Here is an 11,643-nt window from a genome sequence, read left to right on the forward strand (position 1 = left end):
GCCAGCGTATAGTCACTTCAGCAGAACTTTTTTCAATGATGGCAGTAGGATACAAGGTGGCCGAGCAGCGCCTTTAAATCCTAATACAGGCAAAACTATCGACGATCAGGGGGTACTTCGGTACCCCCTGAGACGTTTTAAACCTGCAATTTCTTAAGTGCCTTTGCCCCAAGCGGCGTCCTGCATTTCCCGCAACCGGCTGGCCGTGCGTTCAAACTCAAACGTGCCTTCGCCTTCGACATACAGCATCTCAGGCTGTGCCGCAGCGGAACAAATCAGCTGAACCTTGGCCTCATACAAAGCGTCAATCAGGGTCACAAACCGCTTGGCTTCGTTAAAGTTGTTCCGGCTCAAGCGTGGAATATCTTCCAGCACCAAAACCTTTAACGCTTCGGCAATCGCCAGATAGTCCCCAGGCCCCAGCATCTTGCCGCACAAATCAAAAAACGTTGCGCGCCCAATGCCATTGCGGAACGCCGGAATTTCAACTTCGCGCCCTTTGACCGTCAAGGTCAGCGGCGAGGCAGCCCCACCCGTCAGGTCTGACCAAATCGACCGCATCTGGGCACGGGCCTCGCCCGAGGCCTGTACAAAATAGACCTGTTGCCCAGACAGGCGGTTCTGCCGGTAATCCGTGGGGCTGACCAATTCCCAAACCACCATTTGTTCTTTCAAGATGTCGATGAAAGGCAGAAACAACTGCCGGTTCAGCCCATGTTTATACAAATCATCAGGCACCCGGTTAGAGGTTGTAACAATGGTGACACCCGCAGCAAACAACATCTCAAACAACCGCCCAACGATCATCGCATCGGTGATATCTGAAATCTGCATCTCATCAAAGGCCAGCACCCGCACATCTTCGGCCACCTTTGCCGCCACCGGGGCCAGGGCGTCTTCGACACCGTCCTGACGCGCCGCATGCATGCCCGCGTGAATTTCTTGCATAAAAGCGTGAAAATGCACCCGGCGCACCGGCACATCCAGCGCTTCGGCAAACAGATCCATCAACATGGATTTGCCACGACCCACGCCGCCCCACAAATACAACCCTTTGACTGGCTCGGCCTTGGCCTTGCGAAACCAGCCGGTTTTTACAGGCTCGGCATTCAACCCGTCACGAATACGCTGGAACTCTTCCATCACCGCCTCTTGGGCCGGATCCGCGTTCAACTCTCCGCCAGCGACTTTGGTCGCATATATCTTCTGCATTGTCGTCATAGGCTGTGCATAGCGCGCCGCGCTTAGGCTGAAAACCCGCAGAGATCGCCTATTTTCAATCTGTTGAAATTTGGCCAGTTTGCCATGCCTTGCACCGTATAGTTGCAAATTACGCCTTTTTTGCCTATCTTGAAAAAAAATAGATAAAAACCCGAGGCGGTTACATAATGAGTTTTCTTCTAAAGAAAGCATGGGATGACTTCCTGTGCCCGATGTTGCAACGCCCCAAAAGGTTGCAAGTCGCGGCGCTGTGCTATCGTCGCACTGACAGCGGCAAAGACGTGTTGTTGATCACCAGTCGCGACACCCGGCGCTGGATCATTCCCAAAGGCTGGCCCATCAAAGGCATGGACGCGCCGCAGGCCGCAATGCAGGAAGCCTGGGAAGAGGCTGGCGTCAGCAAGGGGCATGGCAGCACGCAATCCATTGGCAGCTATTGTTATGACAAGCGTATGGCCACCGGCTGGACGGTGCCGGTTGAAACCCTGGTTTTCCCAGTTGACGTGCAGAGCCTCAAAGATGATTTCCCCGAGGCAAACGAACGGGATCGAAAATGGGTGCCCGCCGCCGAGGCCGCCAATCTGGTGCATGAACCCGAACTGCGTGATATTTTGCGCGATCTGTAACGGTTTTGCGTCAATTTGATGAAGCTTTTGTTGATTTATTAGACAAAGCACCATAGGCCGATCCCAAATTTGGGGACTCACATGGCTGACAACAACAATGACGCGCGCCATCTCGAAACGCTTGATCGAGACCTGGGCCGTATTTCCACATTAGAAATGGCAACCGGCTATGTGGCCCGACCTATGGTTGGTCCAGGCATTGCTTTGGTTTTCGTCGTGCTGGCTGGCCTGATGGCCGCCTTGTTTCTGGGGCAAACCAACAACACGATGATTGTGGTGATTGCCGCCGGTTTCGGGGCCTATATGGCCATCAATATCGGCGCCAATGACGTGGCCAACAACATGGGCCCTGCGGTTGGGGCCAATGCGCTGACCATGGGCGGTGCCATTGCCATCGCCGTGGTGTTTGAAAGCCTCGGCGCGCTGCTTGCGGGCGGCGATGTTGTCTCTACCATCGCCAAAGGCATTATTGCCCCTGAAGCCATGGTCGACGCCAATACCTTTATTTGGGCAATGATGGCGGCGCTGCTGTCGTCCGCACTTTGGGTCAATTTGGCCACCTGGGTTGGCGCGCCGGTATCGACCACCCATTCGGTGGTGGGCGGCGTGATGGGTGCGGGCATTGCCGCGGCCAGCTTTGCGGCTGTGAACTGGGCCACAATGTCCAAAATCGCCGCCAGCTGGGTGATTTCCCCAGTGCTGGGTGGCGCAATTGCGGCGGGTTTTCTCTGGCTCATTAAATCCCGCATCATCTACCAGCCTGACAAGATCGCAGCGGCCCGCAAATGGGTGCCGATTTTGGTGGGCATTATGGCAGGCGCGTTTTCCGCATACTTGGCACTTAAAGGTCTGAAAAAGATCATCAAAATCGACCTGATGACCGCCTTGGGCATTGGCGCAGCCGTCGGTGTGGCGGTCTGGTTGATCTTGATCCCGGTGATCCGCCGTCAGTCAGAAGGCCTGGAAAACCGCAATAAATCGCTGAAAATCCTGTTTGGTATTCCACTGGTGGTCTCCGCCGCCTTGCTCAGCTTTGCCCATGGGGCCAATGATGTGGCAAATGCGGTTGGCCCTCTGGCCGCCATCGTGCAAACCGCCGCCACTGGCTCTTTCACCGAGGCTTTCCAGATCCCGTTTTGGGTGATGATCATCGGGGCCTTTGGTATCTCGTTTGGCCTGTTCCTCTTTGGGCCAAAACTGATCCGCATGGTCGGCAGCCAAATCACCAAACTCAACCCAATGCGCGCCTATTGCGTGGCCTTGTCTGCGGCCATCACCGTGATTGTGGCCAGCTGGCTGGGTCTGCCGGTTAGCTCGACCCACATCGCTGTCGGGGGTGTGTTTGGCGTGGGATTCTTCCGCGAATGGGACGCCGAGCGCCGCCTGCGCAAAGCGCTGAACGCCAAGCCGGATCGTCCGCGCGTCGCCGCCGAAGAGCGCCGCCGTCGCAAACTGGTGCGCCGCTCACATTTCCTGACCATCATCGCTGCTTGGGTCATCACAGTGCCCGCCGCCGCGACATTGTCAGCGATCATCTTCCTGATCATTCAGAACTTTATTGTTTAAGTTCCAGCCCGGAGCCTGACATCAGGCTCTAGGCATCCCCATCATTTTCCGTGACGCAGCGTGCACAATTGCTGAATTGACCCAGTCCCGGCCGCCCTTCATGATCTGCCCGACAATCATGAGGTCACGATGCAAGCCCGAACCCCCCTGTTTACCCCCGTTCTCATTGTTGGCTGCATCGTCATTCTGGTGTCTTTTGCCATCCGCGCCAGCTTTGGCGTGTTTCAAATTCCGATTGCCGCAGAATTCAACTGGCCGCGCGCGGAATTCTCGCTGGCCATCGCCATTCAGAACCTTGCTTGGGGCATCGGTCAGCCGATTTTTGGCGCCATTGCCGAGAAAATCGGCGACCGCAAGGCCATCATTATAGGGGCCTTCACCTATGCCGCGGGGCTGGTGCTATCGTCTTTTGCGGTCACCCCAGAAGCGCATCAGATGTACGAAGTCCTTGTGGGTTTTGGTGTCGCAGGCACCGGTTTTGGCGTGATCCTCGCGGTGGTGGGCCGGGCAAGCTCTGACGAAAACCGCTCGATGTCCTTGGCGATTGCCACCGCCGCCGGCAGCGCCGGCCAGATCTTTGGTGCGCCCGTGGCGGAATGGATGCTCAGCTTTGTGACCTGGCAGACCACCTTTCTGGTGTTTGCGGTCGCCATCCTGTTGGTGTTGTTCACCCTGCCGCTGATGCGCGCGCCTGCGATCAGCAAAGCCGCACTCGAAGAAAGCATGGGCACAATCCTGAAAAAGGCTTTCCGCGACCCAACCTATACGCTGATCTTTCTGGGCTTCTTTTCCTGTGGCTACCAATTGGCCTTTATTACGGCACATTTCCCGGCCTTTGTCACCGAGGTCTGCGGTGCCATTGATCCCTCGGGCATTCTGGCCTCTGTCGGCATCACCGAGACCTCGCAGCTGGGTGCATGGTCCATCGCGCTGATTGGCGCAGCCAATATTGGCGGCACATTGTTTGCCGGATATCTGGGCAAGCGCTATTCCAAGAAATATCTGTTGGCCACCATCTATGCTTTGCGAACGGTGGTTGCAGGCACCTTTATTCTGCTGCCGATGACCCCCACAACTGTGATCATATTTTCAATTGCGATGGGGTCTTTGTGGCTCGCCACAGTGCCGCTGACCTCGGGTCTGGTCGCCCATATCTATGGTCTGCGCTACATGGGCACGCTGTATGGCATCGTGTTCTTCAGCCACCAGCTGGGCAGCTTTCTGGGCGTTTGGCTGGGCGGTCGGATGTATGACATTTATGGCAGCTACACCATGGTTTGGTGGATCGGCGTTGGTATTGGGGCCTTCAGTGCCATTGTGCACCTGCCGATCAAAGAACGCCCACTGACCGCCGCGGCGGGTGCCTAGGCCGCCTCTGTTTCTGACAATAGCCCTTCGGCCACCAGACGTTCTGCCCAGCCCTGTGGCCCGTCAAACAAATGGGTTTTCCAGCCGCGCGCCCGCGCCGTGGCGATGTTATCAGCGCGATCGTCGGTAAAAATCAATTGATCCGGCTCGATCCCGGTGTCCTCTTCGACCTTTTCATAGATCCGGTTGAACGGCTTCACCATCTGCATCCGACCCGAAATAAACTCGCGGTCAAATTCACCCAGCACCGGATAGACTTTCACCGCTGGCGGCCAGTTATCGACGCCAAAATTGGACAGGGCAAACACTTTGATCCCTTTGGTCCGCAAGGCCCGCAGCAATCGCCAGGAATGGTCAATGGCCGGGCTGGCCAGCTCAAACCAATTGTCGTGCCACATGCGAATTTCATCGCCCCATTTGGGGTTTTCATCCGCAAAGTCATAAATCCGCTGCTGAAACGGTGCCCCCAGATCAATGTCATTGTTCATGTCATGCATATCGAGTTCCGCAAACATCTCTGTGCGTTTCTCAATCCCAATCACCCGGTCATAAAACCGCTCTGGGTTCCACTCGATCAAGACATTCCCGACATCAAAGATCACGGCTTGGATAGTCATAATTAGACCCTAATCCTAAGGTTTCGCAGCCTTGGCCGCCCGAATTTCACGTTCCAAAGCATCCAGAAACCGGCTGCGATCAGCCTTGGAAAACGCTTTGCCACCACCCTGACGAAAGGGGTCAGCCGACCGTAGGTCTGTCATCAAGTCCCGCACCGCAAGAGCCTGTCCAACGTTGCGCTCATTTAACGCCTCGCCATTGTGCTTTAGCACTTTGGCCCCGGCCTCGACGCATTTGGCGGCCAGGGGAATATCCCCGGTGATCACCACATCCCCCACACCAGCGCGCTCGGCAATCCACATATCCGCCACGTCCGGCCCATCAGGCACAATGACGTTTTCGATCATCGGATTGACCGAGGGCCGCAACCCGCCGTTGCTGACCACAAAAACTTTTAATTTGTGCCGCGTGGCCACCCGTTCCACCTCGGCTTTCACCGGGCAAGCGTCCGCATCCACATAGATTTTGGTCACGACTTGGCCTCGGCTTTCATCTTGGCCCGCGTGGCTTTCTTCTCGGCTTCGCGCTCTTGGCGCTTGGCTTTGAATTCCTCGGGAATCGGCATGCGGTTGAACGCATCCAGCCCGGCAATCCGGTAAGCCTCGGCCAAAGTGGGATAGTTAAAGGTGTTTTCCACAAAGTAATCCACGGTGCCCTTCAGGTTCAAAACCGCCTGGGCAATGTGGATCAGCTCGGTAGCGCCTTCGCCAACAATCTGCACACCCAACAGGCGGCGGGTTTTCAGCGACAACAGCATTTTCAACATGCCGTGTTCCAGCCCCATGATGTGCCCCCGAGAAGTCTCGCGGAACCGTGCCACCCCAACTTCATAGGCAATATCACGTTCCTGCAGCTCTTCCTCGGACATGCCACAGGTGGAAATTTCCGGCACCGAATAAATCCCATAGGGAAACCACGGGCTTTCTGGCAGGGTCGGGGTCTCCAGCGCATGACACGACGCCACACGCCCTTGTTGCATCGAGGTCGAGGCCAGACTTGGGTGGCCAATCACGTCGCCTGCGGCATAGATATGTGGCACAGCGGTCTGATAGCTTTTGCGGTCCACGCTGATGCGCCCCCGATGGTCAGTTTCCAACCCAACAGCGGCCAAATTCAACCGATCGGTTGCCCCCATACGTCCGGCGGCAAACAACAGCATCTCGGCACGCACATGGCGGCCGTTGGCCATGGTGACCTCGACCATATCGCCATGTTCTTCGACCTTTTCCACCGCTGATCCCAACCGCAAATCCACACCGTTCTCGCGGACCTGATGGGTGAAGTCGTCAATCAAGGTTTTGTCGATAAAGTCCAGAAAGCTGTCGCGCGGTTCAATCAAAGTCACCGTGACATCCAGCGCCGAGAACATCGTGGCATATTCCACGCCAATCACCCCAGCCCCCACAACCACCAGCGACCGCGGGATTGTGGCCATTTCCAGAAACTCATCGCTGTCGACAATTGTGGTGCCGTTAAACGGGATTGTGTCAGGCCGATAGGTCTTGGTGCCGGTCGAGATCAAAAAGTTCTCCGCCGTCAGCGTGGTGGTTTCCCCGCCTTCGGTGGCGACCTCGATTTCCTTGGGACCAATGAATTTCGCCACCCCGTTCAGGGTATCCACATGGTTGCGGTTAAACTGATGCTCCAGCACATCGACTTCGTAATCCAAGGTCATATGCAGCCGCGCTTTCAGGTCTTCGGCCCGGATCTCTTCTTTCACCCGATAGCTGCGTCCGTAAAAACTGCGCTCGCGCCAGCCTGACAGGTTCAACACGGTTTCACGCAGGGTCTTGGACGGGATTGTGCCCGTATGCACCGACACGCCGCCCAGCCGGTCCTTGCGATCAATCACCAGGACTTTGCGTTTCAGCTTGCCAGCCTGTACCGCCGCCGCACGGCCCGCAGGACCAGAACCAATGATAATCAGATCATAATGTGACATGTGCTATTCCGTGTATAAAGCTTCGGCATGAAAGGTGACGTGATCTTCCATAAAGGTTGAAACAAAAAAGTAGCTGTGATCATAGCCCTTTTGCAGCCGCAGGGTGGCTTCTTGTTTTTGCGCTGCCAGGGCTGCGCCCATCGCCTCGGTGCCCAGCAGTTCAAAAAATTGGTCATCCGCGCCGGTATCGATCAAAACTGGGCCGTCAAACCCCACATCGCGCATCAGAACCGTAGCGTCATGCGCCTGCCAGTTGGCGGCGTCCTCGCCCAGATAGGCCGTGAATTGTTTTTGTCCCCAGTCCGAGGCGGTTGGGTTACAGATCGGCGCAAAAGCTGACACCGACTTAAAGCGTCCGGGCAGCGAAAGCGCCAGGGTCAATGCCCCATGCCCTCCCATAGAGTGACCGGTGATCGCCTGTCGGCTCATATCCAGCGGGAATTCTGCGCCCACAAGCTCTGGCAATTCCGACGCCAGATAATCCCACATGCGAAAATGCGTCGACCAGGGGGCCTGGGTGGCGTTTACATAAAATCCCGCACCCTTGCCCAGATCATAAGCTTCGTCATCAGCCACATCGCCCCCGCGTGGGCTGGTGTCTGGGAAAATCAATGCGATGCCCTGTTCAGCGGCCCAGGCCTGCGCTCCGGCCTTGGTCATCGCATTTTCATGGGTGCAGGTCAGGCCGGAAAGATACCACAGAACCGGCACCGGGCCGTCCTTGGCTTCGGCAGGTAGAAACAAGCCAAACGTCATTTCACAATTACAGCTGGTCGAGGCATGGCTAAACACAGCCTGCGTGCCTCCAAAACATTTGTTTTCAGACAGCTTTTCCATCTTGTACCCCTTCTTGCTTGGGGCATGGCTAGCGCAAACACGCCCTGTCCGGCAAGGCAACAGCCGTCGATTGGCGCGGCTTTTGCGTCAAAGCGCCTAATTTACCAGCGGTGCCACCCATCCGATCACAAGCGAGACGGTCAGAATGGAAAAAGCCGTCGAAATCAGGATCGATGCAGACACCCGTTGCGGTGCAACGCCATAGTGTTGGGCTTGGATGAAAATGTTGCCGGCCACTGGCAGGGCAGCAGCTGAAATGATCACCGCAGCCGAAAACGGATCAACGTCAAAAACCCAAAGCGCAAACCCAGCAACCGCAAGCGGGTGCAGCACAAGTTTGCAAAAACTGATCCAACCGGCAATGTGCATGCGCTCTGCGGATTTGCTGGCAAGGCTTGCGCCGATGGCAAACAAAGCGACGGGCGTTGCCGCAGATCCCAAAAGCTTCAGGAATTCTGTCGCGGGGACCGGGATTGGCAACCTAAGCAGCGACCAGACCACGCCCAAGACAATTGCCATGATCATCGGGTTTGTGATCAACCCCAGGCCAATCGTTTTGAACACGCGGGGGCTTAGATTCCCATCCTGTCCGGCGTTGATCAGGATAACGATCAACGACCCAAACAACACCGAGTCCACGATCAGCACCATCATATTTGGTCCAAGAGAGGCCTCGCCAAACAACAAAGCCAGCATTGGGATGCCTAGAAAACCAACGTTGCCGACCGCGCAACACTGCGCTTCAACCGCCAGAGACGATAAACCTTGGCCTCTTAGGCGCGCAACAATCGCCCCAATTCCCCAAACCAACGCAGAGCCCGCCAAAAAGGCATAGACGATGGGCCACTCTAAAATTTCGTCAAACGACAGGCTGGCCGAAAACCGAAACAGCATCGCGGGCAAGGCAAAATAGAAAACGAATTTCGTCAAATAGGCCGTGGCCTCTTCGGTAAAGAACCGAACGCGTCCGGCCATGTAACCAAGACCGATAATGGCGAAAAACGGTAGTGTTTTTAGGAAAATTTCTATCATGCAGTTTTGGTAACATTACATTACCAAAACGCAAGCGGTATCTTAGCCCGACCCGATCAAAACACCAGCAGCAAACACCAATGCCCCGCCCAAAACCACTTGAAACGCCGCGCGGAAAAACGGGGTTTCCATAAATTTGTTCTGAATCCAGGCAATTGCCCAAAGCTCTACAAAAACCACGATGATCGCGATGACGGTCGCGGTCCAGAAATCGGTGATCAAATAGGGCAGCGCGTGGCCAAGTCCCCCAACAGTGGTCATGATGCCTGACGCAAAGCCGCGTTTGATCGGCGATCCCCGCCCAGACAACTCTCCATCGTCGCTGGCCGCTTCGGTAAAGCCCATGGAAATCCCGGCCCCTACCGAGGCAGCAAGACCAACCAGAAAAGTTGTCCAAGTGTTCTGTGTGGCAAATGCAGTGGCAAAAATCGGGGCCAATGTAGAGACCGACCCATCCATCAGCCCCGCCAAGCCCGGCTGAATCCAGGTCAGCAAAAACTGACGTTTGGCGGTGTCATGTTCGGTTTGCAGCGCATCAGATGACACCAGATTGTTTTGCAAATTATAGGCGGCGTCCTGATGGTCCGCTTCTGCGGCCGCAAGATCCCCAAGCAGCTTACGCGTGGCCGCATCAGTGATGCGCGCCGCCGCCGCCCGGTAAAACTGTTCGGCAACCCGTTCCATATCCGCAGCTTCGGCACGCATGCGGGCGACATCCAGGTTCTTGGTCAACCAAACAGGACGTCTGGCATAGGCCCCCGCAACATGTTCGCGCCGCAACAGCGGAATGGTTTCTCCAAACCGCGCCACGTGCAAATCAATCAATTGCTGGCGATGGCCGTCTTCTTCCTCGGCCATACCGTCAAAAACCTGCGATGTTGCCGGGTAATCCGCCCGCACCGCCTGCGCAAAGCTTCGGTAAATCCGCGCGTCGTCTTCTTCGTTGGAAATTGCCAGCGCAAGAATTTCTTGTTCGTTCAGGTCTTGAAAATGTCGTCTATGCGTGAAAAAGCGCATCTGTGGCTCCGGTTTTAGAATTATTCTAACTTTACCAGCAATATCCCGCGAGGCAACGCCAATTGATGGCTTGTCCAAAGTGAACTGATCAGTTTATATTCGATTCCTCTTTACCATCGAGGCAGCATGAACACCCAAGCCCCTATTCAACGCAAAGGTCGCAAAGTCGATCAGGTTTTGGCCGGCGCGCGCGAGGTGTTCTTGCGGGATGGATTTGAAGGCGCAAGCGTGGATGACATCGCCCGCCAATCTGGCGTCTCCAAAGCCACGCTTTACAGCTATTTCTCTGACAAACGGCAGCTTTTTGTCGATGTTGTGACCTGTGAATGTGACCGCATGGCGGTTGATATCGTGTCGCAATTTGACGAAGACACGCCTCTGCGCGATTGTTTGAAAACCGCCGCAATTGGCCTGACCACCTATTTGCTGTCCGATTTCGCACAAAAGGTATTTCGCATCTGCGTGGCCGAAAGCGACCGCTTTCCAGAACTTGGGCAAGCCTATTATCAAAGCGGGCCAGCAAAAGGTCAGGCCATGATGTGCGAGTATCTGAAAGAGTCGATTGCACAGGGAGAGTTGGTGATCGACAACATCCCCATGGCGGCCGAACAGTTTTCGGAACTTTGCAAAGCCCGGCTGTTCTTGCGCGCCAGTTTTGGGGTGCAAACCGAATTTGACGCCGCAGAAATTGAAACTGTTGCCGAAGAAGCGGTGCAGACCTTTCTGGCCCGCTACGGGGCCTAGGCCCCCCGGTTTCTATTTCTTAATGCGAAATGGCTTGTGGCAGCCACCACAAGATCTGCCCACCGCCCGCATGCCGCGTGCGATTTCTTCCGGGCTGCTGGTGTCCAAATCCATCACCGCTTTTTGCATCGCCTCCGCCCGGCTCTGAAATTGCGCAAAATTGCTCCAGATATCCGGGGCCGCCTCGGTCACCAAATCCAAAGCTTCGACCTCAAACAACGCCGGGATATCCGTAGAAATTTGCAATAGGTCTGCGCGGGCTTGTTGCGCCGCCTCCTGCTCAAAGGCCCGTTTGCCCTTGGCCATGTCCCCCAGCGTCTTGCTGGCCTGACCTGCTGTTGACATCGCATGCATACGCGCCTTGATATGCGGGTCCGTGACCCCCTGGTGGGCCAAGGCAAAACTGGCCATCATCAGGCCCACTGTCAAAATCACTGGAAATGTCTTCATCGTACCATCCGCTTTTTGTCAAAGAGGACACCGGGTCTCTGGCGATGGCAAGGAAAAAATAGGCCCCGGCAACACATCTGGGTGGGGGCAAGATAAGTGTGTTGCCGGGGTAGCGGTAACTTTCGCTATGAAACTGTTATGCAGGGCGCAAATGGCGAATCCGCGGTGCCGAGGCGGCGTTTTGCAGAAAAATCTGCGGCAAAACCGAGGCAGGGTTGATTT

The 11,643-nt window shown here is 55.7% G+C and carries 12 protein-coding genes; 4 read left to right on the forward strand and 8 right to left on the reverse strand.

Features of this window, described 5'->3' with window-relative positions; translation table 11 throughout:
- Window positions 1–153 precede the first annotated feature (153 nt).
- Entirely contained in the window at window positions 154–1,221 is a 1,068-nt protein-coding gene (gene zapE / locus ABXG94_RS11415; protein WP_353534289.1) for a cell division protein ZapE, read from the reverse strand.
- Window positions 1,222–1,388: 167 nt separating this feature from the next.
- On the opposite strand from zapE, the gene ABXG94_RS11420 reads away from it, so the two are divergent.
- The 3 genes from ABXG94_RS11420 to ABXG94_RS11430 all read left to right on the forward strand — a co-directional run bounded on the left by ABXG94_RS11420 (window position 1,389) and on the right by ABXG94_RS11430 (window position 4,781).
- Window positions 1,389–1,847: an NUDIX hydrolase gene (locus ABXG94_RS11420; protein WP_353534290.1), complete on the forward strand. Its 459-nt coding sequence runs from the start codon at window positions 1,389–1,391 to the stop codon at window positions 1,845–1,847.
- Window positions 1,848–1,928: 81 nt separating this feature from the next.
- Window positions 1,929–3,413, forward strand: a complete 1,485-nt coding sequence (locus ABXG94_RS11425; protein WP_353534291.1) for an inorganic phosphate transporter — start codon at window positions 1,929–1,931, stop codon at window positions 3,411–3,413.
- Between the two features lie 129 nt (window positions 3,414–3,542).
- Window positions 3,543–4,781, forward strand: a complete 1,239-nt coding sequence (locus ABXG94_RS11430) for an MFS transporter (RefSeq protein WP_353534293.1) — start codon at window positions 3,543–3,545, stop codon at window positions 4,779–4,781.
- Here the strand turns inward: ABXG94_RS11430 and ABXG94_RS11435 are convergent.
- From ABXG94_RS11435 to mbfA, 6 genes are all read right to left on the reverse strand, one after another.
- Window positions 4,778–5,398: an HAD-IA family hydrolase gene (locus tag ABXG94_RS11435; protein WP_353534294.1), complete on the reverse strand. Its 621-nt coding sequence runs from the start codon at window positions 5,396–5,398 to the stop codon at window positions 4,778–4,780. The genes ABXG94_RS11430 and ABXG94_RS11435 overlap by 4 nt on opposite strands.
- A 15-nt stretch (window positions 5,399–5,413) precedes the next feature.
- Window positions 5,414–5,872 carry a YaiI/YqxD family protein gene (locus ABXG94_RS11440; RefSeq protein WP_353534296.1) on the reverse strand — a complete coding sequence of 153 codons (459 nt, stop codon included), beginning with the start codon at window positions 5,870–5,872 and terminating at the stop codon, window positions 5,414–5,416.
- Window positions 5,869–7,341 carry a Si-specific NAD(P)(+) transhydrogenase gene (gene sthA / locus ABXG94_RS11445; protein ID WP_353534297.1) on the reverse strand — a complete coding sequence of 491 codons (1,473 nt, stop codon included), beginning with the start codon at window positions 7,339–7,341 and terminating at the stop codon, window positions 5,869–5,871. The genes ABXG94_RS11440 and sthA overlap by 4 nt, the downstream gene beginning before the upstream one ends.
- A 3-nt stretch (window positions 7,342–7,344) precedes the next feature.
- Window positions 7,345–8,178 carry an S-formylglutathione hydrolase gene (fghA, locus tag ABXG94_RS11450; RefSeq protein WP_353534299.1) on the reverse strand — a complete coding sequence of 278 codons (834 nt, stop codon included), beginning with the start codon at window positions 8,176–8,178 and terminating at the stop codon, window positions 7,345–7,347.
- Window positions 8,179–8,274: 96 nt separating this feature from the next.
- Window positions 8,275–9,210: an AEC family transporter gene (locus tag ABXG94_RS11455; RefSeq protein WP_353534301.1), complete on the reverse strand. Its 936-nt coding sequence runs from the start codon at window positions 9,208–9,210 to the stop codon at window positions 8,275–8,277.
- Between the two features lie 42 nt (window positions 9,211–9,252).
- Entirely contained in the window at window positions 9,253–10,227 is a 975-nt protein-coding gene (mbfA, locus tag ABXG94_RS11460) for an iron exporter MbfA (RefSeq protein ID WP_353534302.1), read from the reverse strand.
- A 126-nt stretch (window positions 10,228–10,353) separates the two neighbouring features.
- On the opposite strand from mbfA, the gene ABXG94_RS11465 reads away from it, so the two are divergent.
- Window positions 10,354–10,971, forward strand: a complete 618-nt coding sequence (locus ABXG94_RS11465) for a TetR/AcrR family transcriptional regulator (RefSeq protein ID WP_353534303.1) — start codon at window positions 10,354–10,356, stop codon at window positions 10,969–10,971.
- A gap of 12 nt (window positions 10,972–10,983) precedes the next feature.
- Here the strand turns inward: ABXG94_RS11465 and ABXG94_RS11470 are convergent, their stop codons facing one another.
- Complete coding sequence (locus tag ABXG94_RS11470; RefSeq protein WP_353534304.1) at window positions 10,984–11,421, reverse strand: c-type cytochrome; 438 nt, start codon at window positions 11,419–11,421, stop codon at window positions 10,984–10,986.
- Window positions 11,422–11,643: the final 222 nt, after the last annotated feature.

The sequence above is a fragment of the Cognatishimia sp. WU-CL00825 genome, from assembly GCF_040364665.1.
In the GTDB taxonomy this organism is placed as follows: Bacteria; Pseudomonadota; Alphaproteobacteria; order Rhodobacterales; family Rhodobacteraceae; genus Cognatishimia.

Coding starts and splice junctions, on each gene's coding strand:
- ABXG94_RS11470 (WP_353534304.1), bottom strand. CDS start 11,421: ATGAAGACATTTCCAGTGATTTTGACAGTGGGCCTGATGATGGCCAGT.
- sthA (WP_353534297.1), bottom strand. CDS start 7,341: ATGTCACATTATGATCTGATTATCATTGGTTCTGGTCCTGCGGGCCGT.
- fghA (WP_353534299.1), bottom strand. CDS start 8,178: ATGGAAAAGCTGTCTGAAAACAAATGTTTTGGAGGCACGCAGGCTGTG.
- ABXG94_RS11435 (WP_353534294.1), bottom strand. CDS start 5,398: ATGACTATCCAAGCCGTGATCTTTGATGTCGGGAATGTCTTGATCGAG.
- ABXG94_RS11465 (WP_353534303.1), top strand. CDS start 10,354: ATGAACACCCAAGCCCCTATTCAACGCAAAGGTCGCAAAGTCGATCAG.
- ABXG94_RS11420 (WP_353534290.1), top strand. CDS start 1,389: ATGAGTTTTCTTCTAAAGAAAGCATGGGATGACTTCCTGTGCCCGATG.
- zapE (WP_353534289.1), bottom strand. CDS start 1,221: ATGACGACAATGCAGAAGATATATGCGACCAAAGTCGCTGGCGGAGAG.
- mbfA (WP_353534302.1), bottom strand. CDS start 10,227: ATGCGCTTTTTCACGCATAGACGACATTTTCAAGACCTGAACGAACAA.
- ABXG94_RS11455 (WP_353534301.1), bottom strand. CDS start 9,210: ATGATAGAAATTTTCCTAAAAACACTACCGTTTTTCGCCATTATCGGT.
- ABXG94_RS11430 (WP_353534293.1), top strand. CDS start 3,543: ATGCAAGCCCGAACCCCCCTGTTTACCCCCGTTCTCATTGTTGGCTGC.
- ABXG94_RS11425 (WP_353534291.1), top strand. CDS start 1,929: ATGGCTGACAACAACAATGACGCGCGCCATCTCGAAACGCTTGATCGA.